Below are 25,041 nucleotides of genomic sequence, written 5' to 3'. Positions count from 1 at the left end.
GGAGGTGGTGACGACGACGAGGAGCTCGGCAGCCGACGAGCCGGGGCACGCGCCCGGTCCGCACATCGTCGTCATGGGGGTCTCCGGCGCCGGGAAGTCGACGGTCGCGCGGGTCATAGCCGATCGAACGGGAGCGGAGTTGGTGGATGCCGACGACCTGCACCCTCCGCACAACAGGCGGAAGCTGGCGGACGGCGACCCCCTCACCGACGACGACCGCTGGCCGTGGCTGGAGGCGGTCCGCGACCGCATGAGGGACCACGACCACCCGCGCGGGTCGGAGGCGCCGGGGCCCGACCGCGGCCTCGTCGTCGCGTGCTCGGCGCTGCGCCGCGCCTATCGCGATGTGTTGCGCGACGTTCGCCGCCCGGTGTTCTTCGTCGAGCTCGGCACCGATCCGGAACTCATCGCCGCCCGTCTCGCCGCCCGCCGCGGCCACTTCGCATCCGATCGGATCCTTGAGTCGCAGGTGCTCACGCTGGAGTCGCTCGGGGCCGACGAGTACGGCATGGTCTGCCCGATCTCGCGGCCGGCGGACGAGATCGCCGAGGACGTGTTGGCCGCGCTGTCGGGATGAGGCGGCGGTCAGCCGGGCTCGGCCGCCGTCAGCCCCGGTGCTGCCGCGCCCACCCCGGGACGTCCTCGAGGACGGATCCGTCGCCCAGCGACGACCCGGTGATGACACTCATGCTGCCGTCGTTCTCGAGGATGACGGCCGCGACGTCGCCCCGGTCGCCGACGCCGGAGGAGCGGATGGTCTGGCGGATGTCGGCGTGGGTGAGGCGGTGGCGGGCGATCTGGTCGTCGAGGAAGACGCCGTCGCGCACGAGCAGCGTCGGGTCGGCGGTGAGGACGGCCCGCCCGGCCCGCGACCTCCTCAGCCGCGAGACGGCGTACTGCAGGACGACGAGCAACGCCATCGCGATCGCGCCCTCGGTCCAGGACACGTCGGAGCTGAGGATGATGGTCGCGAGCGTGGAACCGAGCGCGACGGTGACGACGAAGTCGAAGGCGTTGAGCTGCGTCAGGGTGCGCTTGCCGAACACCCGCACCACCAGCACGAGGAACGCGTAGGCGGCGGCGCCGACGAGCAGGACCCGGAGAACGTCAGGCCAGTTGTCGAACCACATGCCCGCACCGTACCGACGAGCCGGCGCCGACGAGCCCCCGTGCCGACGAGCCCCGTGCCGGCGGCCCGGGCTACCTCTCCGCCATCGGGGTGGCGAAGTGCTGGACGTAGAGATGCGCCTCCGGCAGGCCCTGGTAGGCGGCGGTCCGCATGCAGACACCCACGCGGGTGAAGTCCGGGTCGAGGATGTTCTCCCTGTGGCCCGGGCTCTGCATCCACTGGGCGACCGGGTCGGGCCCGCCGGTGGACGAATAGAAGAGGTTCTCCGCTGCCCTGTGGTAATCGACGCCGGCCTCGCGGATGAACGTGCCCGGGCCGCCGCTGCCGTCAGGCGCGTGATGCGCCCAGTAGTCCCTCGCGATCATGTCGTCGGCCTTCGCACAGGCACTGTCGCGGAGCTTCTCGCTCGCGTCCAGTGCCGGGAGCCCGTTCTCGCTGCGCTGCGCGTTCGTCCGCTCCTCCACCGGGGACGGTTCCGCCGGAGGCTCGAGCGGCGCCGCGCCACGGGGGTCCGTCCACGGGAGTCCCCCGTTCACCGCGAGATCCGACTCCGCGCAGCCACTCATCACCGACGCCACCAGGATCACCGACGCGACCGCCGCCCTCGCGACTGTCCGGTTGCTCATCCTCATCACCCGACATCCTGATCACCCGGTCCGAGTGGAGAGACCTGTGCGCCCGGGGAGACTTGAACTCCCACGTCCGTAGACACTGGAACCTAAATCCAGCGCGTCTGCCAATTCCGCCACGGGCGCGTCACCCGGGGGTACCGGGCGAGATGAGCTTACCGCGTGGTCAGCGGTACCGTGGAGGCGTGTCCGACACCCTGAGTTCCCGAGCGACCGGAGACGAGGCCGCGTCCGCGGATCCGGCGCCGTCCTCGGTCAAGCACCGTCCGGCGTGGATCGCGTTCGTCGTCCTCGGCGCGATCGTGTGCATCGGGATGGGCCTGTGGCAGCTCGCCCGCTACCAGGAGGCCAGCGGCACCGTCCAGAACCTCGGGTACACGTTCATGTGGCCGTTCCTCGGGGGCTTCCTCATCTACGCGTACCTCAAGTACGTCCGGATGGAGGCCGCCGAGGACAACTGGGCCTCCGCCTCGGACAGTGCCGTCGGTGCGCGGGGAACCGAGGACGATGACGACGACGAGGCCGACCCCCGCACGGCGGACCTGCCGGCCGCCGGGAAGAACGGGTCGGGCCGGGACCGCTTCGGCGTCCTGACGGAGATCCCCGCCGACCTGCTCCCGACCCGTCGTCCCGCGGCGGACGCCCGGGCCCGTGACGAGGGCCTGGACGCGTACAACGCCTATCTCGCCGAGCTGGCCCGGAAGGATCGGGCGGCCGGCGGCAACCACCAGGAGAGATCCGCTTCATGACCGCCGCAACCCCGCCGCAGACCGACAACCGCAGGCCGGACCCGGGCGGGAAGGTCGCCGGTGCGCTCAAGCGTTACCGCGTGCTCGCCTGGATCACCGGTGTGTGGCTGCTCGTGCTCACCGTGGAGATGATCTACAAGTACCTCATCCTGGCCGACTCCTCGGACGCGCCCGAGTGGTTCACCTACATCGGTCAGGCGCACGGCGTCTTCTACATCCTGTACCTGTTCATGACCCTGGACCTGGCGATCAAGGCCCGCTGGCCCGCGACGCGCACGCTGCTCACCGCGCTTGCGGGGACGATCCCGTTCCTGTCGTTCTGGTTCGAGCACAAGCGGACCCGCGACGTCCACGCCGAGTACGCGATCTGACCCCGCTCAGCCCTCGGCGCGCGCGGCGAGCACCCGCAGCGCCGGCGCCAACGCACGCAGCGCGCGGCCGCGGTGCGAGGCGGCGTCCTTCTCCTGCGGGCTGAGTTCCGCGGCCGACCGGTCAGAGCCCTCGGGCAGGAACAGCGGGTCGTAGCCGAACCCGCCCTCGCCGCGTGGCTCGCGGAGCACCCGTCCGGGCCAGCGACCCTCCTGCACGACCTCGCCCTGCAGGCCCTCGTCGGTGCCCTCACCGTGCACCCGCGGGTCCCGTGCGGCCCGGGCGACTCCGGGCACGCCCGGCCCGACCAGCGCGCACGCCGAGACGAACGCCGCGCCCCGCCGCTCGTCCGGGACGTCCGACAGCTGCGCGAGCAGCAGGGCGTTGTTCGCGGCGTCGTCGCCGTGACGGCCGGCCCAGCGCGCGGAGAGCACCCCCGGCATCCCGTTCAGGGCGCCCACTGCCAGGCCCGAGTCGTCCGCCAGGCACGGGAGCCCGGTCGCCAGCGCCCCGGCGCGCGCCTTGATCAGGGCGTTCTCGGCGAACGTGGCGCCGGTCTCGGGCTCCTCCGGGAACTCCGGCACCTCGTCCAGACCCACCGGCTCGATACCGACTACACCCTCGGATTCCAGCACCCGGCGCAGCTCGGCCAGCTTCTTGGCGTTACGGCTCGCGACCAACAGACGGACTGCCACGGCTACCGCCCCCGGTTCCGGGCGGCCGGCGGGCTGGGCAGCTCCCCCGGGTACGGCGCCGCGAGCGCCTCGCGCTGCAGCTCGAACAGGCGCTCGCAGCCGGCCTGCGCCGAGTCGAGCATCGCGTCCAGGACGTCGCGACCGAACGCGGCACCCTCGGCCGTGCCCTGGACCTCGATAAGTTTGCCGCCGTCCGTGCACACCACGTTCATGTCCACCTCGGCGCGCGAGTCCTCCTCGTACGGCAGGTCGCACAGCACGTGCTCGTCGACCACACCGACGCTCACCGCGGCGACCGCCCCGGTGAGCGGGTTGCCCGTCACCGCGCCGGAGGACTGCAGCCACGTGATCGCGTCGGCCAGCGCCACGTACGCGCCGGTGATCGCCGCCGTGCGCGTACCGCCGTCGGCCTGGAGTACGTCGCAGTCCAGCGCGATGGTGTTCTCCCCCAGCGCGGACAGATCGATGCACGCGCGCAGTGAGCGACCGACGAGCCGGCTGATCTCGTGGGTGCGGCCACCGACCTTGCCGCGGACGGACTCGCGGCCCGACCGCTCGTGGGTCGCCGCCGGCAGCATCGCGTACTCGGCCGTCAGCCAGCCCAGGCCCGATCCCTTGCGCCAGCGCGGTACCCCCTCGGTGACGCTGGCCGTGCACATGACGCGGGTCTGCCCGAAGGTGACGAGCACCGACCCCGCCGGATGCGAGGTGAAACCCCGCGTGATGGTCACGTCGCGCAGCTCGTCGACGCCGCGCCCGTCTGCCCTGCTGAAGTCTGAAGAGGTCACGAGCGCCGATCCTAGCGGGCGCTCCCCTGGACGGTGATCCGCAGATCTAGACGGTGATCCGCAGATCCGGCTCCGCGAGCAGGATCTCGCCGTCGAACTCGGCGGCCGCCTCCGCTCGGACCGCCTCGTGGTCGGTCCACGGCGGGATGTGGGTGAGCACCAGGCGACCCACCCCGGCCCGCCGGGCGGTCAGCCCCGCCTCGGAGCCCGACATGTGGATGCCGGGCGGGCGCCCCTCCTCGTGCGTCCACGACGCCTCACAGAGCAGGACGTCCGCGCCGACCGCGAGCTCGACCAGGGCATCGCAGTACGCAGTGTCCCCGCTGTACGCCAACACTCTCCCGTCACCGGACTCCAGGCGGAGGCCGTACGACTCCGGCGGATGCTCCACCCTCTCGGCCCGCACATGCAGGCCCACCTCGTCGTCGTCGCTCCTCATCGCCACCTCGGGCGTGACGTCCCACGTCGACACGTCGAACGTGTCCGACAGGTCGTCGACCGCTCCCGGCTCCTCCGCCGACGCGACCCCGATCCGGTAGGCCGTCCCCGACGGCCCCACCAGCGGCACCCGGCCCGCGCCCCGCGCGCCGGGGCCGAAACGCCGCAACACCAACAGGCTAGGCACGTCCAGACAGTGATCCGCGTGCAGATGCGACAGAAGGATCGTCGCGTCTTCGGGCGCGACGTGCCGCTGCAACGCGCCGAGCACCCCGGGCCCCATGTCGATCACCACCGGCGCCAGACCGTCGACCTCCACGAGGTACCCGGAGGCCGGCGACGTGGGTCCGCCGATACTTCCCGAGCAGCCGAGGACAGTCAGAAACATGGGCACTATCGTGCCACGCCCCGCCGCGTGTCGTGGTGATCGAGACCGCGCGCGCGCCGCGCGTGACAGCGCCTCACCGGGCGTCCGCCCGGCCCACCGCCACCAGCCCCGGCCCCAGGAACCGCGACGCCACCCGCCGGAACGCGTCCGGGTCGCCCGTGACGAGGTACTCGCGCGTCGGCGGGTCCGCCCGGTCGTGCGGCCGCAACAGATCCTCCGCCGTGAGCACCCGCAGCACGTCCTTGGCCGTCTCCTCCGCGCTCGAGACCAATGTGACGTGATCGCCCGCCGCGAGCTGCACCACCCCGGACAGCAACGGGTAGTGCGTGCAGCCCAACACCAGGGTGTCGACGTCGGCGTCCCGGATCGGGGCGAGATAGGCCTCCGCCAACCCGAGCACCTGACGGCCGCTGGTGATGCCGCGCTCGACGAACTCCACGAACTTGGGGCACGCCACCGACGTCAGCTCGACCCCGGCGGCCGCCGCCACCGCGTCGTCGTACGCCCGCGACGCCACTGTCGCCCGGGTCGCGATGACCCCGATCCGGCCCGACCGCGTGGTGGCGACCGCGCGTCGCGCCGCGGGCTGGATGACCTCCACCACCGGCACCGGATATCGCTCCCGCGCGTCCCGCAGCATCGCCGCCGACGCGGTGTTGCACGCGATCACCAGCGCCTTGACGCCGCGGTCGACGAGCTGGTCCGCCACCGCGAGCGCGTGCGCGCGGACCTGCGCCAGCGGCAGCGGCCCGTACGGCCCGTTGGCGGTGTCCCCGACGTAGACCACCGACTCGTCGGGGAGCTGGTCCACGATCGCCCGGGCGACCGTCAGCCCCCCGGCGCCGGAGTCGAACACGCCGATGGGGGCCCGCGGATCGGGGCGCGTCACCTCCGCGGTCCGGCGGGACGCCCCGCCCGGCCGGCGGTGAGGCGACGTGCCCCGCGGTCACGGTCGCGCCTGAGGCCGTACGCGGACGCCACGCCGCCGACCGCGCCGCCCAGGTGGCCCTGCCACGACACCCCGTCGAGCATCGGCGACAGTCCCGCCAACGCCTCGAGTCCGTAGTAGAAGCCGATGACCAGGCCGATCACCAGGTGCAGGATTCGTCGGGAGAAGAAACCGCGGACGATGACGTAGAAGATGTAGCCGAACACGATGCCGGACGCCCCGATGTGGATGGTGCCGGCGCCGCCGAGGAGCCACGACACCACGCCCGAGGCCAGCCACGAGATCAGTGTGACGCTGAGCAGCGGCCGGATGCCCGACAGAGCGATGATCGAGCCCAAGACGAGCAGGGCGATCGAGTTGCCGATGAGGTGCGCCCAGTCACCGTGCAACAGCGGTTGGAACACGATGCCGAGCAGCCCGTCCGTTGACAACGGCTGTACGCCGTAGTCGTCGAGGGTCTGCCGGGGGCCGACGAGCTCCACGATGACCCGGTCCGCGGCCTCCACCACCCACATCAGGGCGACGAACGACCACAACAGGACCAGTGCCGGCCACCGCCGCGGACCCGGGTCCGCCGACCGGGCCGCTCCGGTGCCCGGCCAGGGCGATCTCGGGTCACGGTTCACGGTGTTCTCCTCACTGCCCGGTGCATGACTGCCCGCCGCACTACTGGCCGGCGCACTACTGGCCGTCCAGGGCGGTGCACAGGGAGTCCTGCATGAAGGTCAGCCAGTGGTAGACGTCCAGCTGGGCCGACCGGGGATCGTCGTCCGGCACGTACTCGGGGATGTCGGTGGAGGGTGTTCCGTCCGTCGAGCCGGCCTCGAGGAGGACGGCCCCCAGGCCCAGGCGAACGTCGTTGAGGCAGCGCATCCACGCCCCCGCCTGGTCGAGGGTGAGCGACACGGTGCCGCCGCGCGAGGGCAACGAGCGCAGGACCACCCCCGCGCAGTCGAGCTTCGCGTCGATGATCGCCGGTTCGTGGATCATGCGCATACCCGCGTTGTGGGCGCGCGCGACGGCCGCCCGGTCCGCCTCGGACCCGTCCCGGCGATCGCCCGCCTCCGGCCGGTGGAAATCCGGCAGCAACCGCGCGAGCGGCGCCTCGGCCGGGAGCTGGGAGTGCCCGCTGCGCATACCCGTGATCTCCGCCAGCTCGTCCCTCGGCGCCGAGTCACGACGCTGCTCGAGCATGTCCACGATGTTCGACACCAGCGCGTGCAGAATCTGCACCTCGTGGCTCTCCATGACGGTCTTGATGCGCGTCCCGCCCAGGGACGACTTCCGCTGCCAGGCCTTCACCGGCTCACGCCTCCCGCTGCATCGTGGCCCACAACCCGGCCTCCTGCAGCTTGCGGACGTCGTTCTCCACCTTGTCGCGGCTACCGGACGAGACCACCGCGCGACCGTCGTTGTGCACCTTGAGCATCAACTCGTGCGCCGTCTCCCGGCTGTAACCGAACACCCGCTGGAACACGAACGTCACGTAGCTCATGAGGTTCACCGGGTCGTCCCACACGACGGTCAACCAGGGATTGTCCACCCCGCCGTCGAGGTCCGCGTCCGTGGTCTCCACGGGCGCGGCCGACGGCATCGCCATCACCGGGGCGGTGCTCCTGACGGCCGCGAGCGGTGTCGTCACAGGGTGCATGGGTCCCAGGATACGGATTCGCGGCGGGTCGGCCACGCCGTAGAGTCGGCCCCGTGACCTCGACGACCACCTCCCCTGCCACGCCCGGCTCCGGGCGACCGTCCACCGCCCTGCTCACGGACAGATACGAGCTCACCATGATCCAGGCGGCCCTCGCGGACGGCACGGCCGACCGGCCGTGCGTGTTCGAGGTGTTCGCCCGGCGCCTGCCGGCCGGTCGCCGGTACGGCGTGGTCGGCGGCACCGGACGCCTGCTGGAGAGGCTGGCCGACTTCCGGTTCGACGACGAGGAGATCGACGCACTGGCCGACTCGCTCGACGAGCGGACCATCGCTTGGTTGCGGTCCTTCCGGTTCACCGGCGACGTCGACGGCTACCCCGAGGGCGAACTGTTCTTCCCCGGCTCCCCCGTCCTGAGCATCCGCGGCGGCTTCGCCGAATGCGTGGTGCTGGAGACGCTCGTGCTGTCGGTGCTCAACCACGACAGCGCGATCGCCTCCGCGGCGGCGCGGATGAACTGGGCCGCGGACGGGCGGCCCATCATCGAGATGGGCTCGCGACGCACCCATGAGGAGGCCGCAGTGGCCGCCGCGCGCGTCGCCTACCTCACCGGCTTCGACGCCACGTCCAACGTCGAGGCGACCCGACGTCACGGGGTGCCGTCGGCCGGCACGTCGGCTCACTCGTTCACCCTGCTGCACACCGGCCCCGACGGGCCGGACGAGGCGGCGGCGTTCCGGTCCCAGGTCCGGTCCCTCGGCGTCGGCACCACGCTCCTCGTGGACACCTACGACATCACGGCCGGGGTCGAGACCGCGATCGAGGTGGCCGGGCCGGAGCTCGGTGGTGTACGCATCGACTCCGGCGACCTGGGTGTCCTCGCCCGACAGGTCCGCGACCAGCTCGACTCGCTCGGCGCCTACAACACCCGGATCGTCGTCTCCGGCGACCTCGACGAGTACGCGATCGCCGCGCTACGCGCCGAGCCCGTCGACGTCTACGGGGTCGGGACCAAGCTCGTCACCGGCTCGGGTGCCCCCACCGCGGGAATGGTCTACAAGCTCGTCGAGGTCGACGGGATCCCCGTGGCCAAGCGCTCCGCGCACAAGGAATCCCTCCCCGGGGCCAAGCGTGCGATCCGCCTCCACCGGCGCACCGGCACCGCGGTCGAGGAACTCCTCCTGCCGCGGTCGGCCGAGGCGTCCGAGGAGAACGGTCTGGAGAAGCGCGAACTCGTGATCCCGTTGATCCGGGGCGGGGAGATCGTGTCCGGGCCGCCGACCCTCGAGCAGTCGCGCGCCCACCACGCGTCGGTGATGGTCTCGCTGCCGTGGGAGGGTCTCGCCCTGAGCGAGGGCGACCCCGCGATCCCCGTACGGGTCGTCCCGCCGGGGGCCCTGCCCGGCGCCTGACCCGGTGTCCGGGTAGGCCGCTAGGGTAGCCGCGTGACCGACTCGCTCCCCACCGTCTCCGACCTGCTCGCCACCGCGGTCGAGAGCCTGGGTGGCAGCGAGCGGACTGGCCAGCTCGCGATGGCGGAGGCCGTCGGCAACGCGCTGTCCACCGGCGAACACCTCGCCGTCCAGGCCGGCACCGGCACCGGCAAGTCTCTCGCCTACCTGGTCCCCTCCCTCCGACACGCGGTCGCCACCGGCGGCACCGTGGTGGTCTCGACCGCGACCATCGCGCTGCAGAACCAGCTCGTCGACCGGGACCTGCCCCGCCTGGCCGCCGCACTGCGCCCCGGGCTGGGCGTGAGCCCGTCCCACGCGATCCTCAAGGGCCGCGGCAACTACCTGTGCCTGCACCGGGTGAGCACCGGACCGGTCGACGAGGCCGACCCGGAGGAGATCGAGACCGAGGAGTTGTTCGACCTCCCGATCGGTGGCGAGTCGACCGCCGCGCGCACCCCCCGTCAGGCCTCCACGCGCGACACCGGGCCCAGCTCCTGGCTCGGACGGGAGATCGCGCGGCTGCACGACTGGGCACAGGAGACCGACACCGGCGACCGCGACGACCTCCCCCGCGGCGTCTCCGATGCGGCGTGGCGGCAGGTGTCGGTGACGAGCCGGGAGTGCCTCGGGCAGGTCTGCCCCGAGTTCACCGAGTGCTTTGCGGAACTGGCACGTCAGAAGGCCGGCCAGGCCGATGTCGTGGTGACCAATCACGCTCTCCTCGCGATCGACGCGATGACGGACGTGTCGGTTCTGCCCGAGCACGACGCCGTGGTGATCGACGAGGCGCACGAGCTCGCGGACCGGGTCACGGGCGTGACCACCGCGGAGCTGACCGGTGCCGCCGTCATCCAGGCCGCGCGCCGGGCGGCCAAGCTCGTCGACCAGCAGACCGCGGACCGTATGGTCGCCGCCGGCGAAGGCCTGGCGACCCTGCTCGAGATCTGCCCCGAGGGGCGGTGGGACCTCCTGCCCGAGGGTGCCGACCTCGCCCTGGCCGCCGTACGCCACACCGCCGAGAACTGCCGCAGCGCCGTTCCGGGCCCCAAGCCCGGGGAGATCGCCAACGATCCGCAGGGCGCCTCCGACCGACAGAAAACCCTCGCCGCGCTCGACGAGATCGCCGACGCGGCCGACCGCATGCTGTCCTCCTACGAGAAGCCGGTCACCGAGCGCGTCGAGATCGTGTGGATGAGCGTCGAGGACCGTCGTGGCCGGATCCTGCGGGTGGCACCCCTGTCCGTCGCCGGACTGCTGCGCGCCCGACTGTTCGCCGAGTCGACCGTCATCCTCACCTCCGCGACGCTCACCACCGGGGGAAGGTTCGACGGGCTCGCCGCCACCTGGGGCCTGCCGCCGGCGGTGTCCGCGCGCCCGGACACCGCGAGCGCAGTCGCGCTCGAGCCGCCGTCCGACGACGACGCGACCTCCCTGCGCTGGACCGGACTCGACGCGGGGTCACCGTTCGACTACCGCCGCAATGGCATTCTCTACGTGGCCGCGCACCTGCCCGCGCCCGGTCGGGACGGGACCTCACCGGCCGCCGAGGACGAGCTGGTGGACCTCATCACCGCCGCCGGCGGCCGCACGCTCGGTCTCTTCTCCTCGATGCGCGCGGCCAAGGCCGCGGCCGAGCTCCTGCGCGAGCGCCTGGACACCCCGGTGCTGTGCCAGGGCGAGGACTCGACGGCCAACCTCGTGGCGCAGTTCGCCGACGACGAGGAGAGCACCCTCGTCGGGACCCTCTCGTTGTGGCAGGGCGTCGACGTCCCCGGGCGGACACTGTCCCTCGTCGTGATCGACCGCATCCCGTTCCCCCGGCCGGACGATCCACTGCTCTCCGCGCGACAGCGTGCGGTGGGGGCCCGCGGGGGGAACGGCTTCCTCGCCGTCGCCGGCAACCACGCCGCTCTCCTGCTCGCCCAGGGCGTCGGCCGACTGCTCCGACGCACCGAGGACCGCGGTGTGGTGGCCGTGCTCGACTCCCGCCTGGTCACCGCGCGGTACGGCGGCTATCTTCGCGCCTCATTGCCCCCGTTCTGGCAGACCACTGACCGTGACGTGGTGATCGGCGCGCTGGAACGCCTCCGTAACGCCTGAGGCATCGGCGAGCGCCCACCGGGACACCGCGCGCGCCACCGCCAGCGCGTCACCGCCAGCGCATCACCGTTATCGGTCGACAGCGATCACCGTCAGCGAACCGGGAGCCACCTCGGTGTAGCCGGCGTCCACCACAGCGGCGACGCCCGGCGTGCCCGCGGCGACCGCCTCGGACAACGCGCGCCAGCGGGACCGGTCGGCTTCCCGCACAGCCACCGGGCGGCCCTCCTCGATCCATCGGCCGAGGCGGGCCCTGTCCATCTCGGCGATGAGCAGCATGACGCCGTGGCCGACCTGGGCGGCGGCCTTGCCCACGGACATCTCGAGTGCCCCGTCGATCCACACCACCGGAGTGCCCGCGGGCGGCGCAGCCGGCTCGTCGCGGGCCAGGTCGGTTCCGCCGATCTGCAGCTTCGCCAACCGGGGGTCGACGTCGTCCACCGGGCCGGGTACGCAGGCGCGCGCCGCACAGCCCTCGACCTCGTGGGTCACCCCGGGAACGTCGAGGGCAGCCCGCCACGGGGCACCCCGCGCACGCCGCGCGATCTTGCGCATCCGGGCGTCCAGCCAGTCGGCGTAGGGTCCGTGCCACGGCCCGCCCGGAGCCACGCGCTCGTCGAGGCAGACGGCGGCGACCGCGCCGGCCACCGCCTCCAACAGCGGGGTGCGGGCCGGGGGTTCGTTCTTGGGCAGGTGCAGCACGATGGGCATCGACCGCACCGTCGAGCGGTCCTCGGGGTCCTCCGCGCCCCGCGACCCCGCCCTCAACCGCTCGTGGCACCAGTCGAGCGCCGCGCCGGACGCCGCCCCGCCGGTCACGTGAGCGGAACGCGTCGGTACGTCCCGGCCGCAGTGTCCGCGGCCTCGATCTCGTCGCGGGTTATCCCGAGGACGAACAGCACCGTGTCGAGGAACGGCTTCGACAGCGACGCGTCCGCGACCTCGCGAAGAGCGGGCTTTGCGCAGAACGCGATGCCGAGCCCTGCGGTCGTCAGCATGTCGATGTCGTTGGCGCCGTCCCCGACTGCGACGGTCTGGCTGAGCGTGATGCCGAGTTCGTCGGCGAACGAGCGGAGATACGCCGCCTTCGCCTCGCGGTCGACGACCTCCCCGATCACGCGGCCGGTGAGGTGGCCGTCGACGATCTCGAGCGTATTGGCCTTCGCGAAGTCCAGACCCAATTCCTCGACGAGGCCCGAGATGACCTGGATGAAGCCGCCGGAGACCACGCCGCAGCGGATCCCCAGCCTCTTGAGGGTCCGGATCGTGGTCCGGGCGCCGGGCGTGAGGACGATGCTCGCGGCGACCTCGTCGAGGACGGTGGCCGGGAGCCCGGCCAGAGTGGCGACCCGCTCGTGCAGTGACTGGGCGAAGTCGAGCTCGCCGCGCATGGCGCGTTCGGTGACGGCGCGGACCTCCTCCTCCTTGCCGGCGTGGGCGGCGAGCATCTCGATCACCTCGCCCTGGACGAGGGTGGAGTCGACGTCGAAGACCACGAGCCGCTTGGAGCGACGACCCAGGCCCGCCCCGTCGACGGAGATGTCCACCCCGTGCGCGTCGGAGAGGGGGGCGAGCGTCTCTCGCAGCCGCGCGTCGTCGGCCGCGTCGCGACGCGCGGTCGACACGTGGAGTTCGATGCCGGTGACGGGGTAGTCGGCGATGCCGCGGATGATGTCGATGTTCGCGCCGATCGAGGCCAGCGCGCCGGAGACCGCGGAGAACGCCGACGCGGTGACCGGGCTCCCCAGGATCACCACCGCGTGGGTCGACGGCGGGGCCGCGGGCGCTATGTCGTCGAACTGCACCTCGAGGTTCATCCCGAGGTCGTGGACCTGCTCGGTGAGCTCGCGGACGACCGCGACGACGTCGGCGTCACGGTCGACCCGGACCATCAGCCCCAGGGACAGATGCCCGTTGACGACGACCTGTTCGACATCGACGAGGTCGGCGTCGTGCGCGGCGAGGACGGACATGACCCGCGCGGTGACTCCGGGCCGGTCGGGCCCTGTGACGGTGAGGAGGGCCGGGGTGCCGGAGGTGCTCACGTGTGCTCCTGACGAGTGAATCGTGGTGGGCGGCTGCTGGGTGGTGCGGTGGGCCGACAGACGGGAACCCCGCCGGTGGACGAGCCAGCCGACGGGGTTCCCGGGACCTGTGCCCGTGGGTGAGTACGGGCGGGTGGTCAACCCTTCTGCGGAGAGGTCCCGCGCTGGGCCACGTCCTTGACGGCGTCCGGGTCCTGGGACTTCTTCCGGCCGCCCACGTGGGCCTCGGCGCGCATGCGCTCACTCATGTGCGGGTAGTGCAGCTCGAACGCGGGGCGCTCGGAGCGGATGCGGGGCAGCGTCACGAAGTTGTGGCGCGGCGGCGGGCAAGAGGTGGCCCACTCCAGGGAGTTACCCGCACCCCACGGATCGTCGACAGTGACGATCTCGCCGTAGCGCCAGCTCTTGATGATGTTCCAGATGAACGGCAGCATCGCGATGCCGAGGATGAACGAACCGACCGTGGAGATCTGGTTGAGGACGGTGAAGTTGTCCGTGTCCAGATAGTCGGCGTAGCGGCGCGGCATGCCCTGGTTGCCCAGCCAGTGCTGAACCAGGAACGTGGTGTGGAAGCCGATGAAGATCAGCCAGAAGTGCCACTTGCCCAGCGTCTCGTCGTACATCCGGCCCGTCATCTTGGGGAACCAGAAGTACACACCGGCGAACGTGGCGAACACGATCGTGCCGAACAGCGTGTAGTGGAAGTGGGCGACGATGAAGTAGGTGTCCGAGATGTGGAAGTCGATCGGAGCCGCGGCCATCATGACACCGGTCAGACCACCGAAGAGGAAGGTGATGATGAAGCCGAGGGCGAACATCATCGGGGTCTCGAAGGTGATCTTGCCCCGCCACATGGTGCCGATCCAGTTGAAGAACTTCACGCCGGTCGGGACGGCGATGAGGAACGTCATGAAGGAGAAGAACGGCAGCAGGACGGCGCCGGTGACGTACATGTGGTGTGCCCACACCGCCATCGACAGCGCGGCGATGGCCAGGGTCGCGAAGACCAGTCCGGCGTAGCCGAACAGCGGCTTACGGGAGAACACCGGGAAGACCTCGGAGACGATGCCGAAGAACGGCAGCGCGAGGACGTACACCTCGGGGTGACCGAAGAACCAGAACAGGTGCTGCCACAGGATCGCCCCGCCGTTGGCCGGATCGTAGATCCGCCCACCGAAGGTGCGGTCGTAGAAGACGCCCAGGGCGGCGGCGGTGAGCAGCGGGAAGATGAGCAGGATCAGCACGGACGCCACGAGGACGTTCCACGTGAAGATCGGCATACGGAACATCGTCATGCCCGGGGCACGGAGACAGATGATCGTGGTGACGAAGTTGACGGCACCGAGGATGGTGCCGATACCGCCGATGCCCACGCCCAGGATCCACAGATCGGCGCCGACGTTGGGCGAGTGGATCTTGTCCGCGAGCGGCATGTACATCGTCCAGCCGAACGACGCCGCACCACCGGGGGTCAGGAAGCCCGACAGCATGATCGTGCCGCCGGCGGCGAACAGCCAGAAGCCGAGCGCGTTGAGACGCGGGAACGCCACGTCCGGGGCGCCGATCTGCAGCGGCATGATGTAGTTCGCGAACCCGACGACGATCGGGGTGCCGTAGAGCAGGAGCATCACCGTGCCGTGCATGGTGAACAGCTGGTTGAACTGCTCGTTCGACAGGAACTGCATGCCCGGGAAGAAGAGCTCCGCCCGGATGAGCAGGGCCATGAGGCCGCCGATGAAGAAGAAGATGAAGCAGAGGACGATGTACATGATGCCGAGCATCTTGTGATCGGTCGTCGTCAGCATCTTCCACACGAACGAGCCCGGCCGGGAGTTGCCGGTAGGTTCACCCGGTGGGTGGTCGAGTTCGTGGACCGGCTTGGGGGCCACTGCGGTCATAAGGGTCCTCCTGAACGCCTCACCCGACGTCGCGGGTCGAACCACCGACCCCACGTCGAACGCATAGGAATAGTGCGCGAGAGCAATCCTAACCCTCGGCTGAGAGCGACGCCCACCCGCCCCGTCCTTCTCGTCACCAGTAATCACCCCCGTTAACCGCGGCGCGGGCCGCCGCGCGGGCCAGGGTCGCGGAGCGGCCCCGGGGACCCGGGTCGACCTCGGTGGGAACGGCCCCGTCGGGCCCATCTCCTAGGCTGTTGTCCCATGACCGATTCCGTTCCCGTCCTCCGCCGGCGCTCCGGGCGGGGGTATACGCGGCGTGCTGTTCGGGCCGCGGCGCCGCTGGCGGCCGGTCTCGCCCTCGCGGCGTGCGGCCCCTCCCCCGTCGACATGGTCGAGCACCCCGTGACGACGACCCCGTCGCGGATGGCCGGTGAGGAGCTGCAGCGCTCCGCCGAGCCCGAGGAGTCGTGCGCGCCCGCACCGGTGCCCACGGAGTTCCCCGGCGCGGGCACCCGCAGGGTCGACACCACCGGGCCGGGCCCGGACAGCGTGTCGGTGCCGCGGTCGCCCGAGCGCATCCTCGCCCTCGGGGTGGGTGCGGTCGACACCGCCTGCGCTCTGGGACTGCAGGACCTCGTCGTCGGCACCTCCGGGCTGCCCCGCGACGCCGACGTCTACCTACCCGCTCCCCTCGTGGCTCTCCCGACCATCGACCTCGGCGGAGGCGCGGACGCCGGCGCGGTCGCCGACGCCGCGCGCGGCCTCACGCCCGACCTCATCGTGCTGGCCGGGTCACAGGATCTCGATCCCGCGGTCGTCGACGCGCTCGCCGACGTGGCGCCGACCGTCGTCTACTCCGCAGACGTCCTCGAGTGGGCCGAAGCGACCGAGTCCGTCGCCGACGCCTACGGCCGACCGCGGGCGGGCGGCGACCTGTTACTGGACGTCATCGACCGGGCGCGATTCACGGCCGGGGCGACCACGCCGTCGGACTCCTGGGTGTCCCTGGTCTCGGTCGCCGACGGCTCGGGTGCCGGGGCGCGGGTGCAGGACGCCGACACGCTCGGCTCGCTCATGTTGGAGGCGGTGGGCGCCGGGCGTCCGCCCGCGCAGCGCACCCGCGACGGCGAGCGGGTGCCGCCGCTGCCCGAGTCGCCCCCGCTCGGTGACGAACTCGACGGAGACGTCATCTTCGCCGTGGTGGGCGGTCGCCCCGATTCCGAGGAGGCGGCGCGGGAGGTCTTCGCCTCGGATCGGTGGACGGAGTTGGACGCGGTGGGCGCCAACCGGGTGTTCGTGGTGGACCGGGCCGTGTGGGAGGGCGCCGGTCCGGTCGCGGCCCGTGCGGTGCTGGAGGACATCCGGGGGTCGATCAACGGGATCGCCCCCGACGGCTAGTCGCGGACACCGCCCCCGACGGCTAGCACCGGAACAACGACGAAGCCCCTGCGACCGCTATCGGTCGCAGGGGCCCCACGGCGTTCTCGGGCGGCTGGGTCAGAAGTCCCAGTCCTCGTCCTCGGTGGCCTCGGCCTTGCCCATGACGTAGGAGCTGCCGGAGCCGGAGAAGAAGTCGTGGTTCTCGTCGGCGTTGGGGCTCAGCGCGGACAGGATGGCCGGGTCGACGTCGGTCTCGTCCTTGGGGAACATCCCCTCGTAGCCCATGTTCATCAGCGCCTTGTTGGCGTTGTAGCGCAGGAACTTCTTGACGTCCTCGGTCCAGCCCACCGGGTCGTAGAGGTCCTCGGTGTAGTCGGCCTCGTTGTCGTACAGCTCGAAGAGCAACTCGAACGTGTAGTCCTTGAGTTCGTCCCGCTCCGCCTGGGTGACGTGCTCGAGACCGCGCTGGTACTTGTACCCGATGTAGTAGCCGTGCACGGCCTCGTCCCGGATGATGAGCCGGATGACGTCGGCGGTGTTGGTGAGCTTGGCGCGCGAGGACCACCGCATGGGCAGGTAGAAGCCCGAGTAGAACATGAACGACTCGAGCATCACCGAGGCGATCTTGCGCTTGAGCGGGTTGTCACCGGCGTAGTAGCCGAGGATGATCTTCGCCTTGCGCTGGAGGTAGGGGTTCTCCTCCGCCCAGCGGAACGCCTCGTCGATCTGCGGGGTCGAGCACAGGGTGGAGAAGATCGTCGAGTAGCTCTTCGCGTGCACGGACTCCATGAACGCGATGTTGGTGAGCACCGCCTCCTCGTGCGGGGTCGAGGCGTCTGGGATCATGCTCACCGCGCCGACGGTCCCCTGGATCGTGTCCAGCAGCGTGAGTCCCGTGAAGACGCGGGCGGTCATCGTCTGCTCGTACTCGGTCAGGGTCTGCCATGACGGGATGTCGTTGGAGACCGGCACCTTCTCCGGAAGCCAGAAGTTCGTGGTGAGCCGGCCCCACACCTGGTCGTCGACCTCGTCGGGGACACGGTTCCAGTTGATCGCCGACACGCGGTCGACGAGCTTCGGCTGGATGCCGGCGGCGGGGCTGTGCGAACCCGGAGCGTGCAGCTCGGCGGTCATCGGTTCTCCTCCTGAAAGCAGGTGTGGATTGTGGCGCGGGACCGGGCCCGGAGGGTCAGAGCATGCACGAGACGCAGCCCTCGACCTCGGTGCCCTCGAGCGCGAGCTGACGGACACGGATGTAGTACAGGGTCTTGATGCCCTTGCGCCACGCGTAGATCTGCGCGCGGTTGACCTCGCGGGTGGTGGCGGTGTCCTTGAAGAACAGCGTCAGCGACAACCCCTGATCGACGTGCTGGGTGGCCGCCGCGTAGGTGTCGATGATCTTCTCGTAGCCGATCTCGTACGCGTCCTGGTAGTAGTCCAGGTTGTCGTTGGTCAGGTAGGGCGCCGGGTAGTAGACGCGCCCGATCTTGCCCTCCTTGCGGATCTCGATCTTCGAGGCCACGGGGTGGATCGACGACGTGGAGTTATTGATGTAGCTGATCGACCCGGTGGGCGGGACGGCCTGCAGGTTCTGGTTGTAGATGCCGTACTTCTGCACGTCCGCCTTGAGCGCGCGCCAGTCCTCCTGGGTGGGGATGGCGACCTCGGCCTCGGCGAAGAGCTGACGCACTCGGTCGGTGGCCGGCTCCCACGTCTGGTCGGTGTACTTGTCGAAGAACTCGCCGGAGGCGTACTCGGACTCCGGGAAACCGGCGAACCAGGTTCCACGCTCACGCGCGATCAGGTTGGAGGACCTGAGGGCGTGGTAGAGCACGGTGTAGAAGTAGATGTTCGTGAAGTCGATGCCCTCCTCGGATCCGTAGTGGATCCGCTCGCGCGCGAGGTAGCCGTGCAGGTTCATCTGCCCCAGGCCGATCGCGTGCGACTCGGAGTTGCCGCGCTCGATGGACGGCACCGAGTTGATGTGCGTCTGGTCGGACACCGCGGTCAGGCCACGGATGGCGGTCTCGATGGTCCGGCCGAAGTCGGGCGAGTCCATGGCCTTGGCGATGTTGAGCGAGCCGAGGTTGCAGGAGATGTCCTTACCCACGTGCGAGTAGGTGAGGTCCTCGTTGAACTCCGACGCGGTGGAGACCTGGAGGATCTCCGAGCACAGGTTGGAGTGCGTGATCTTGCCGGCGATCGGGTTGGCCCGGTTCACGGTGTCCTCGTACATGATGTACGGGTAGCCGGACTCGAACTGCAGCTCGGCGACGGTCTGGAAGAAGTGCCGGGCGTTGATCTTGGTCTTCTTGATCCGGCTGTCCTCGACCATCTCGTGGTAGTTCGCCGAGATGTCGACGTCCGCGAAGGGCTTGCCGTAGATCCGCTCGACGTCGTACGGCGAGAACAGGTACATGTCGTCGTTGCGCTTGGCGAGCTCGAACGTGATGTCCGGGATGACGACGCCCAGCGAGAGGGTCTTGATGCGGATCTTCTCGTCCGCGTTCTCCCGCTTGGTGTCGAGGAACTTGTAGATGTCCGGGTGGTGCGCGTGCAGGTAGACCGCACCCGCGCCCTGGCGCGCGCCGAGCTGGTTGGCGTAGGAGAAGGAGTCCTCCAGCAGCTTCATCACGGGGATGACGCCCGAGGACTGGTTCTCGATGTGCTTGATCGGGGCGCCGTGCTCACGCAGGTTGGACAGCAGGAGCGCCACGCCACCGCCGCGCTTGGACAGCTGCAGGGCGGAGTTGATGCTGCGGCCGATGGACTCCATGTTGTCCTCGATGCGCAGGAGGAAGCAGGACACGGGCTCGCCGCGCTGCTTCTTGCCCGAGTTGAGGAACGTCGGGGTGGCCGGCTGGAAGCGGCCGTCGATGATCTCGTCGACCAGCTGCCGGGCGAGGGTCTCGTCGCCGGCGGCGAGGGTGAGCGCCACCATGCAGACGCGGTCCTCGTAGCGCTCGAGGTAGCGCTTCCCGTCGAAGGTCTTGAGCGTGTACGACGTGTAGTACTTGAACGCGCCCAGGAAGGTCGGGAAGCGGAACTTCTTGGCGTAGGCGTGGTCGAACAGCTCGCGCACGAAGTTGCGCGTGTACTGGTCCAGGACCTCGCGCTCGTAGTAGTCCTTCTCGACGAGGTAGTCGAGCTTCTCGTCGAGGTTGTGGAAGAAGACCGTGTTCTGGTTGACGTGCTGGAGGAAGTACTCCCGCGCCGCCTGACGGTCCTTGTCGAACTGGATGTTCCCGTCCGCGTCGTAGAGGTTGAGCATGGCGTTGAGCGCGTGGTAGTCCAGACGCTGGCCCTCCCCCGCCTCTCCCGCGGTGGTGCTCTCAGGGTTCACGGTTGGTGCTGCCAAAACTCTTCCAATCCCTCTCGGACGCGGATGACGTCCTCGTGTGTGCCCATCAACTCGAAGCGGTAGAGGTACGGGACCCCCAGCTTCTTGGCGATCACGTCGCCGGAGCGACCGAAGTCCGCTCCGAAGTTGGTGTTGCCGCCGGCGATGACTCCCCGGCACAGACTTCTGTTGTGCGCGTTGTTGAGGAACGCGACCACCTGCCGCGGGACCGCGGCCCCGCTCTTACCCGTGATCTCGAGGCTTCCCCCGTAGGTCGGGACGATCAGAACATATGGGTCCGACACGACCGGCATGGGCTCGGTCTTCCGCACGGGTATCCGCACCGCCGGGAGACCGAGCTTGTCGACGAACCGCTTGGTGTACTCCGAGATGTTGGAGAAGTAGACGATCCTCACCGGCTGATCGGCCGGCAGCGGAGCCGCCATCGACGCCCCCTTGTCACAGGAACTCGAAAGGTGCTGGTGTCCTCGGGCCGTCAGGCCGCCACGGAGGCGAGGGCCTTGATGCGGTCCGGGCGGAAGCCGGACCAGTGGTCGGAACCGGCCACCACGACGGGCGCCTGGAGGTGCCCGAGGGCCATCACGTACTCGCGGGCCTCGTCGTCCACCGAGATGTCGACGACCTGGTACTCGATGCCCTGCTTGTCGAGCGCCTTGTAGGTGGCGTTGCACTGGACGCACGCGGGCTTGGTGTAGACGGTGACCATGTGTGTCTGGACCTCTTTCGGCACGGCGCCGGACGGCGCGAGGGGCTCTTCTGGTGATGGCCGTCTCGTCCGGGGTTTCGGCCCGGACGAAGGGTCGGCCGCGTGTCTGTCGGTGGTCGTGCGCCGAATCGCATGGATGGCATTCATCGGTGCTTCAACACCTCCCAACACTACCCCTAGTGGCGAGAAGGTCAACTGACCACAACATTTTGGTCTTACATCCCTGGAATTCCCAGGTCGTGATCCCGCCTTGTGGGATGCCCCTGCTCAGCGTGGAACCGGGGGCACCGGGGCCCTCAGCGGCGGGTGCACCACCCCATCGTGGCATCCCGGAGCGCGTTCCGGAACACGGTTTCGGCAACCCACAACGCGCCCCCAGAGCCCTCACAACGCGCCCCCGGTTGTCCCCATCCCTTCCACAGGTTGCCCACCATTCCGCTCGATTCCGCACCCTCGCCGTCACCCCCGCCGATCGGAGCGTCGGGACGTCGCGGGCGCAGGGTCGGGCGCCCTCTGAGGCCACCCTGGGAAGCCGTAGGACACCGCTGGTGGGCGCTGCCGACGGCGGCGGCGGGCGGCGGCGCGACGCCGGACCCCCGCCTAGTCGCCGGGCGGCGGGTCACCGCTGCGGACGAGACGGGAACGACGACGAGGGCCCGCCTCCGGCGAACCGGAGGCGGGCCCTCGGGGGTGCGTGAGTACTCACGCGGTCGACTCAGCCCTGGCGGGCCTTGAACCGGGGATCCTTCTTGTTGATCACGTAGGTCTTGCCGCGACGACGGACAACCTGGGCGCCCGGCTTGTTCTTCAGCGACCGAAGGGACTTGCGGACCTTCATGTGGCGCTCCTTAGGCTCTCGGGGCGGCCGCGATGGCCGCCGACACGACTGGGAATCACTGTGCGACACGTCCGACCACGGGGTCGGATGTACGACACACAACTGGTCCATCGTAACGGACCACCCGGCAAGAACTCCAACCGGCGAGGGACCGCACCACGGACCGCGCACTGATGTCACGTGGACGTCACACGCGGTTCCTAAGCTGACCGCATGAACCAGACGCCACCCGACTCCAGTGCGCTGCGCGCCTCCATCATCGCCGAACTCGGCGTGCGGCCCGACATCGACCCCGCCGAGGAGGTCGAGACGCGGGTCGCCTTCCTCGTCGACTACCTGCGCTCCACACCCGCCTCCGGCTTCGTCCTGGGCATCAGCGGCGGTCAGGACTCGACGCTCGCGGGGCGACTGTGTCAGCTCGCGGCCGAACGCCTCCGCGAGGAGGGGATGGAACAGGCCCGGTTCATCGCGATGCGCCTTCCGTACGGCGTACAGGCCGACGAGGCCGACGCGCAGATAGCCCTGGAGTTCATCCGCCCGGACGCGTCCCTGACGGTGGATGTCCGTGCAGCGTCCGACGCCGCCGCCGAGGCCGCATCCACGGCCCTGGCGGCACTCCCCGACCAGGCGGGTCCGCTCCGGGACTTCGTCCGCGGCAACGTCAAGGCGCGTGAGCGGATGATCGCCCAGTACGCCGTGGCCGGGCAGGTGAACCACCTCGTCGTCGGCACCGATCACGCCGCCGAGGCGGTGACCGGCTTCTTCACCAAGTACGGCGACGGCGGCGTCGACCTGACCCCCCTGACCGGTCTCACCAAGCGCCAGGGCGCCGCGCTCCTGCGCCACCTCGGCGCGCCCGAGTCCACCTGGCGCAAGGTGCCCACCGCCGACCTGGAGGACGACAGGCCCGGTCTGCCCGACGAGGACGCGCTCGGCGTCACCTACGCGCAGATCGACGACTACCTCGAGGGGCGCGAGGGGGTCCCGGCCGACGCCGCCGCCCGCATCGAGTCCCTGTTCCTCGCCTCGCGGCACAAGCGCACCGTCCCCGCCACGCCGCTCGACACGTGGTGGCACTGACCGGCGCGGTGCCGCTGATCGCTCACCCCAACAGCGACCACACCGTCTCCAGCGCCTCCGCCGTACCGGGCACGTCGAAGGCCTGCGAGGTGAACACCGCCGCGGACCGGCCGGCGCGGCGGTCGACGTAGCCGATCGTGCCCAGTCCCCCGGCCCAGCCCGCCGTCCCGTCGGGGCGGACCTCGACCTGGAACCCGTAACCGCACCCGGGCTCCAGGAACCCCTCGGCGGATGCCCGCTGGTGCTCGGTGAGGTGGTCGGAGGTCATCAGCCGCACGCTCTCCGCGTCGAGGAGCGGGCCGCCGTCGACGAGCACGTCCAGGACCGCGAGATAGTCGCGCACCGTCCCGGCGAGACCGCAGGCGAGCGAGTCGAACACCGGTCGGCCCGTGAACCTGGCCGCGGTGTCCACCGGCGCCACCCGACCGTCGGGCCCGAGTCCGTACGTGACGACCAGGCGGTCCGCATCGGCCGTGAACCCGGTGTCGGCCAGACCGAGGGGCCCGGTGACGTGTTCGGCGACCAACTCCCCCACCGACGCGCCTGTGGCGCGGGCGAGAAGGACTCCGAGGATGTCACTGCACGTGTGGTACCACCACCCGCCGCCCGGCTGTCCGGCGAACGGGAGCTCGGCGAGCCTGCGCAGGTACTCCCCCGGCGGGACGGCCGGTGCGTACGGGCCGGGCGCGACCCCTCGGGCGGCCATGGCCTCGCCCAGGTCGGGGTTGCGTACCGGCCACCCGACGCCGGCGGTCATCGTGAGCAGGTCCCGGACCGTGACAGGTCTGTCAGCCGGCACCGTCCGGTCCAGCAGCCCGTCGGGTTCGGCCAGCACCCGCGGCCCCGCGAGCTCGGGCAGCTGCGCGTCCACCGGATCGTCGAGGGCGATAACGCCACGCTCCACGAGCCGCATCGCGAGGAGGCCCGCGATCGGTTTGGTGTTGGAGGACAGCGGGAACACCGCATCCTCGGGCATCGCGGGCCCGCCCATGGACCGCGTACCGCCCGCGGCGAGCCGAGAGCGTCCGTCCTGCCGGACGCCGCAGACGTACCCGATCAGCCGGCCGGCGTCGACGAGCTCGTCGAGCACGGCGGTGATCTCCCGCGGCTCCGCCATGTACCGACCCTACGTCCGCGCGCACCGCCGCGGAAGACGGCGAAATGACGAGATCCCGGGCGATCGTCTCCGACCTCCCGGGATCTCGTCCTCGGTGGAGCTAAGGGGACTCGAACCCCTGACCCCCACACTGCCAGTGTGGTGCGCTACCAGCTGCGCCATAGCCCCGTATCCATTTCTCTGCCGTTCCCCTCTCGGTGACCGGCCCGACTTAAGTTACACCACCACGGTCCGGCCTTCCAAATCGGCCCCGGCCCCACCGGAAAAGGCGAGGCCGGGGCACGAAAACGGTGGGCGCGTGGCCCGCGGGACCGCAGAGGATCAGGCGACGATCTCCTGCAGCCAGGCGGCGTTCGCGAGGTCCACGACCTCACCTTCGAACGCGACGGTCGGGGTCGACACGCGATCGGTGATCTCCCGGATGGTCTGCTGGGCGTTGTCCGCACTGTCGGAGGCCTTGTCCATGCCGCCGTTGGTCTCCACGTTGCCGATGCACTCGACCGTGTCCGGGTTCGCACCGGCCTCCTCGGCGATCCCGGCGAGTTCCTGCGCCGAGAGGTCGCCGCCACCCTCGGTGGGCTGCTGGGCGAAGAAGGCGTTCTTGACGTCGAAGAACACGGGCAGGGAGTCCTTCGCCGCGACGCACTGGACGGCCGCCAGGGCGCGCGTGGAGTACTCGCCCGACCCCGACTGGCCGTTGAGGAAGTTGAGGGTGTGGAACTCGACCCGCAGATCCCCGGCCTCGACGGCCTCGGAGATGGACTCGCCGTACTGCGCCTCGAAAGAGCCGCAGGCGGGGCACATGTAGTCCTCCCAGACCTGGATGGTCGGGGCGTCCTGCTGGCCCACGATCACCACGCCGGTGTCCGTGATTTCGATCTGCTCGTCGGCGGTCTCACCGAACGTGATGGGGTTGGCCTCGCCGCCCCTCTGGGCCATCCAGACCACTCCACCGAGGACTACCACCGCGACCGCGATGAGCGCGACGACGGTGATGATCATCCCGTTGTTGGACTTGGTCTGCAGCACTTTGGTGCTCTTGTTGGGCTTGGCGTTCACGTGTCCGCGGGCCTTTCTCTACTGGGAGACCGTCGACCCCTTCCGGGTGACCGGCACTAGGGAGAGGGTACCGAAGCCTTGGTCACCGACCCCCTGGGTGCACGTGCGCCGGCACCGTCAGCGATACAGACGAAGCTCTTGTGGTGTCGAACACGTGGACGTAGAATAGAACACGTATTCGACATGGTCGCGGGGCGGCCGCGCGGTCAACCACA

Annotated in this window: 26 protein-coding genes and 2 tRNA genes; 7 read left to right on the top strand and 21 right to left on the bottom strand. The window is 70.2% G+C overall.

Going from position 1 to position 25,041, the window contains the following annotated elements:
* Nucleotides 1–7 precede the first annotated feature (7 nt).
* Nucleotides 8–577: a gluconokinase gene (locus tag DPA01S_RS11580; RefSeq protein ID WP_083961537.1), complete on the top strand. Its 570-nt coding sequence runs from the start codon at nt 8–10 to the stop codon at nt 575–577.
* Nucleotides 578–605: 28 nt separating this feature from the next.
* Here DPA01S_RS11580 and DPA01S_RS11575 read toward each other — a convergent pair whose 3' ends face one another.
* From DPA01S_RS11575 to DPA01S_RS11565, 3 genes are all read right to left on the bottom strand, one after another.
* On the bottom strand, nt 606–1,130 hold the full coding sequence (locus DPA01S_RS11575) for a DUF421 domain-containing protein (RefSeq protein WP_061916395.1): 525 nt from the start codon (nt 1,128–1,130) through the stop codon (nt 606–608).
* Between the two features lie 70 nt (nt 1,131–1,200).
* Nucleotides 1,201–1,755 (bottom strand): CAP domain-containing protein, encoded by a 555-nt coding sequence (locus tag DPA01S_RS11570; protein WP_165001104.1) that lies wholly within the window; start codon nt 1,753–1,755, stop codon nt 1,201–1,203.
* Between the two features lie 47 nt (nt 1,756–1,802).
* Nucleotides 1,803–1,884, bottom strand: a tRNA-Leu gene (locus tag DPA01S_RS11565).
* 59 nt (nt 1,885–1,943) lie between these two features.
* Between DPA01S_RS11565 and DPA01S_RS11560 the strand changes: the two genes are divergently transcribed.
* Nucleotides 1,944–2,507, top strand: coding sequence for a hypothetical protein (locus DPA01S_RS11560; protein ID WP_061229616.1), 564 nt, complete (start codon nt 1,944–1,946; stop codon nt 2,505–2,507).
* Nucleotides 2,504–2,878, top strand: coding sequence for a DUF3817 domain-containing protein (locus DPA01S_RS11555; protein WP_007630182.1), 375 nt, complete (start codon nt 2,504–2,506; stop codon nt 2,876–2,878). Before DPA01S_RS11560 ends, DPA01S_RS11555 begins: the two co-directional genes overlap by 4 nt.
* A 6-nt stretch (nt 2,879–2,884) precedes the next feature.
* On the opposite strand, the gene DPA01S_RS11550 is transcribed toward DPA01S_RS11555, so the two are convergent.
* The 7 genes from DPA01S_RS11550 to clpS all read right to left on the bottom strand — a co-directional run bounded on the left by DPA01S_RS11550 (nt 2,885) and on the right by clpS (nt 7,734).
* Entirely contained in the window at nt 2,885–3,571 is a 687-nt protein-coding gene (locus DPA01S_RS11550; RefSeq protein ID WP_061229615.1) for a non-canonical purine NTP pyrophosphatase, read from the bottom strand.
* Between the two features lie 2 nt (nt 3,572–3,573).
* Nucleotides 3,574–4,359 (bottom strand): ribonuclease PH, encoded by a 786-nt coding sequence (rph, locus tag DPA01S_RS11545; protein WP_061229614.1) that lies wholly within the window; start codon nt 4,357–4,359, stop codon nt 3,574–3,576.
* A gap of 46 nt (nt 4,360–4,405) precedes the next feature.
* Nucleotides 4,406–5,185, bottom strand: coding sequence for an MBL fold metallo-hydrolase (locus DPA01S_RS11540; protein ID WP_061229613.1), 780 nt, complete (start codon nt 5,183–5,185; stop codon nt 4,406–4,408).
* A gap of 73 nt (nt 5,186–5,258) precedes the next feature.
* Entirely contained in the window at nt 5,259–6,074 is an 816-nt protein-coding gene (murI, locus tag DPA01S_RS11535; RefSeq protein ID WP_061916392.1) for a glutamate racemase, read from the bottom strand.
* Nucleotides 6,071–6,760, bottom strand: a complete 690-nt coding sequence (locus DPA01S_RS11530; RefSeq protein ID WP_061916389.1) for a rhomboid family intramembrane serine protease — start codon at nt 6,758–6,760, stop codon at nt 6,071–6,073. Before DPA01S_RS11530 ends, murI begins: the two co-directional genes overlap by 4 nt.
* A 55-nt stretch (nt 6,761–6,815) precedes the next feature.
* Entirely contained in the window at nt 6,816–7,436 is a 621-nt protein-coding gene (locus tag DPA01S_RS11525) for a DUF2017 domain-containing protein (RefSeq protein ID WP_061916386.1), read from the bottom strand.
* A gap of 4 nt (nt 7,437–7,440) precedes the next feature.
* A complete protein-coding gene (clpS, locus tag DPA01S_RS11520) occupies nt 7,441–7,734 on the bottom strand; it encodes an ATP-dependent Clp protease adapter ClpS (RefSeq protein ID WP_061916382.1) in 294 nt (97 codons plus the stop codon).
* A gap of 104 nt (nt 7,735–7,838) precedes the next feature.
* Here clpS and DPA01S_RS11515 point away from each other — a divergent pair, with 104 nt between their 5' ends.
* Nucleotides 7,839–9,197, top strand: coding sequence for a nicotinate phosphoribosyltransferase (locus DPA01S_RS11515; RefSeq protein WP_061916377.1), 1,359 nt, complete (start codon nt 7,839–7,841; stop codon nt 9,195–9,197).
* Nucleotides 9,198–9,230: 33 nt separating this feature from the next.
* Complete coding sequence (locus DPA01S_RS11510; protein ID WP_061916374.1) at nt 9,231–11,339, top strand: ATP-dependent DNA helicase; 2,109 nt, start codon at nt 9,231–9,233, stop codon at nt 11,337–11,339.
* Between the two features lie 69 nt (nt 11,340–11,408).
* Here DPA01S_RS11510 and DPA01S_RS11505 read toward each other — a convergent pair whose 3' ends face one another.
* From DPA01S_RS11505 to ctaD, 3 genes are all read right to left on the bottom strand, one after another.
* The gene (locus DPA01S_RS11505) at nt 11,409–12,050 is read right to left on the bottom strand and encodes an aminoacyl-tRNA hydrolase (protein WP_232303113.1); all 642 of its coding nucleotides are present in this window, start codon (nt 12,048–12,050) and stop codon (nt 11,409–11,411) included.
* A gap of 104 nt (nt 12,051–12,154) precedes the next feature.
* Nucleotides 12,155–13,384, bottom strand: coding sequence for a phosphoserine phosphatase SerB (gene serB, locus DPA01S_RS11500; protein ID WP_174705782.1), 1,230 nt, complete (start codon nt 13,382–13,384; stop codon nt 12,155–12,157).
* Nucleotides 13,385–13,521: 137 nt separating this feature from the next.
* Nucleotides 13,522–15,282, bottom strand: a complete 1,761-nt coding sequence (gene ctaD, locus DPA01S_RS11495) for an aa3-type cytochrome oxidase subunit I (protein ID WP_061916368.1) — start codon at nt 15,280–15,282, stop codon at nt 13,522–13,524.
* Between the two features lie 264 nt (nt 15,283–15,546).
* Between ctaD and DPA01S_RS11490 the strand changes: the two genes are divergently transcribed.
* Nucleotides 15,547–16,683, top strand: a complete 1,137-nt coding sequence (locus DPA01S_RS11490; protein ID WP_232303112.1) for an ABC transporter substrate-binding protein — start codon at nt 15,547–15,549, stop codon at nt 16,681–16,683.
* A gap of 99 nt (nt 16,684–16,782) precedes the next feature.
* Here DPA01S_RS11490 and nrdF read toward each other — a convergent pair whose 3' ends face one another.
* From nrdF to ykgO, 5 genes are all read right to left on the bottom strand, one after another.
* Nucleotides 16,783–17,799, bottom strand: a complete 1,017-nt coding sequence (gene nrdF / locus DPA01S_RS11485; protein WP_007627783.1) for a class 1b ribonucleoside-diphosphate reductase subunit beta — start codon at nt 17,797–17,799, stop codon at nt 16,783–16,785.
* A 55-nt stretch (nt 17,800–17,854) separates the two neighbouring features.
* Nucleotides 17,855–19,936 carry a class 1b ribonucleoside-diphosphate reductase subunit alpha gene (gene nrdE / locus DPA01S_RS11480; protein WP_061229619.1) on the bottom strand — a complete coding sequence of 694 codons (2,082 nt, stop codon included), beginning with the start codon at nt 19,934–19,936 and terminating at the stop codon, nt 17,855–17,857.
* Between the two features lie 68 nt (nt 19,937–20,004).
* Entirely contained in the window at nt 20,005–20,451 is a 447-nt protein-coding gene (nrdI, locus tag DPA01S_RS11475) for a class Ib ribonucleoside-diphosphate reductase assembly flavoprotein NrdI (protein ID WP_007627785.1), read from the bottom strand.
* A 50-nt stretch (nt 20,452–20,501) separates the two neighbouring features.
* The gene (gene nrdH, locus DPA01S_RS11470; protein ID WP_007627786.1) at nt 20,502–20,732 is read right to left on the bottom strand and encodes a glutaredoxin-like protein NrdH; all 231 of its coding nucleotides are present in this window, start codon (nt 20,730–20,732) and stop codon (nt 20,502–20,504) included.
* Between the two features lie 715 nt (nt 20,733–21,447).
* On the bottom strand, nt 21,448–21,570 hold the full coding sequence (ykgO, locus tag DPA01S_RS11465; protein ID WP_007626209.1) for a type B 50S ribosomal protein L36: 123 nt from the start codon (nt 21,568–21,570) through the stop codon (nt 21,448–21,450).
* Between the two features lie 213 nt (nt 21,571–21,783).
* Here ykgO and nadE point away from each other — a divergent pair, with 213 nt between their 5' ends.
* A complete protein-coding gene (gene nadE / locus DPA01S_RS11460; RefSeq protein WP_061229604.1) occupies nt 21,784–22,650 on the top strand; it encodes an NAD(+) synthase in 867 nt (288 codons plus the stop codon).
* 22 nt (nt 22,651–22,672) lie between these two features.
* Here the strand turns inward: nadE and DPA01S_RS11455 are convergent, their stop codons facing one another.
* From DPA01S_RS11455 to DPA01S_RS11445, 3 genes are all read right to left on the bottom strand, one after another.
* Nucleotides 22,673–23,767 carry a serine hydrolase domain-containing protein gene (locus tag DPA01S_RS11455; protein WP_061229603.1) on the bottom strand — a complete coding sequence of 365 codons (1,095 nt, stop codon included), beginning with the start codon at nt 23,765–23,767 and terminating at the stop codon, nt 22,673–22,675.
* Between the two features lie 95 nt (nt 23,768–23,862).
* A tRNA-Ala gene (locus tag DPA01S_RS11450) sits at nt 23,863–23,935 on the bottom strand.
* A gap of 153 nt (nt 23,936–24,088) precedes the next feature.
* Nucleotides 24,089–24,826, bottom strand: coding sequence for a DsbA family protein (locus DPA01S_RS11445; RefSeq protein ID WP_082767804.1), 738 nt, complete (start codon nt 24,824–24,826; stop codon nt 24,089–24,091).
* Nucleotides 24,827–25,041: the final 215 nt, after the last annotated feature.

It is taken from the genome of Dietzia papillomatosis NBRC 105045 (assembly GCF_001570845.1).
In the GTDB taxonomy this organism is placed as follows: Bacteria; Actinomycetota; Actinomycetes; order Mycobacteriales; family Mycobacteriaceae; genus Dietzia; species Dietzia cinnamea.
This window is presented reverse-complemented; position numbering and strand designations above follow the sequence as displayed.

What these genes read in the sequence shown, in the direction of transcription:
- DPA01S_RS11575 (WP_061916395.1), bottom strand. Translation starts at nt 1,130, where the DNA reads ATGTGGTTCGACAACTGGCCTGACGTTCTCCGGGTCCTGCTCGTCGGC.
- DPA01S_RS11570 (WP_165001104.1), bottom strand. Translation starts at nt 1,755, where the DNA reads ATGAGCAACCGGACAGTCGCGAGGGCGGCGGTCGCGTCGGTGATCCTG.
- DPA01S_RS11555 (WP_007630182.1), top strand. Translation starts at nt 2,504, where the DNA reads ATGACCGCCGCAACCCCGCCGCAGACCGACAACCGCAGGCCGGACCCG.
- DPA01S_RS11540 (WP_061229613.1), bottom strand. Translation starts at nt 5,185, where the DNA reads ATGTTTCTGACTGTCCTCGGCTGCTCGGGAAGTATCGGCGGACCCACG.
- clpS (WP_061916382.1), bottom strand. Translation starts at nt 7,734, where the DNA reads ATGGCGATGCCGTCGGCCGCGCCCGTGGAGACCACGGACGCGGACCTC.
- DPA01S_RS11505 (WP_232303113.1), bottom strand. Translation starts at nt 12,050, where the DNA reads ATGCCCATCGTGCTGCACCTGCCCAAGAACGAACCCCCGGCCCGCACC.
- ctaD (WP_061916368.1), bottom strand. Translation starts at nt 15,282, where the DNA reads ATGACCGCAGTGGCCCCCAAGCCGGTCCACGAACTCGACCACCCACCG.
- DPA01S_RS11490 (WP_232303112.1), top strand. Translation starts at nt 15,547, where the DNA reads ATGACCGATTCCGTTCCCGTCCTCCGCCGGCGCTCCGGGCGGGGGTAT.
- nrdF (WP_007627783.1), bottom strand. Translation starts at nt 17,799, where the DNA reads ATGACCGCCGAGCTGCACGCTCCGGGTTCGCACAGCCCCGCCGCCGGC.
- nrdE (WP_061229619.1), bottom strand. Translation starts at nt 19,936, where the DNA reads ATGCTCAACCTCTACGACGCGGACGGGAACATCCAGTTCGACAAGGAC.
- nrdI (WP_007627785.1), bottom strand. Translation starts at nt 20,451, where the DNA reads ATGGCGGCTCCGCTGCCGGCCGATCAGCCGGTGAGGATCGTCTACTTC.
- nrdH (WP_007627786.1), bottom strand. Translation starts at nt 20,732, where the DNA reads ATGGTCACCGTCTACACCAAGCCCGCGTGCGTCCAGTGCAACGCCACC.
- ykgO (WP_007626209.1), bottom strand. Translation starts at nt 21,570, where the DNA reads ATGAAGGTCCGCAAGTCCCTTCGGTCGCTGAAGAACAAGCCGGGCGCC.
- nadE (WP_061229604.1), top strand. Translation starts at nt 21,784, where the DNA reads ATGAACCAGACGCCACCCGACTCCAGTGCGCTGCGCGCCTCCATCATC.
- DPA01S_RS11455 (WP_061229603.1), bottom strand. Translation starts at nt 23,767, where the DNA reads ATGGCGGAGCCGCGGGAGATCACCGCCGTGCTCGACGAGCTCGTCGAC.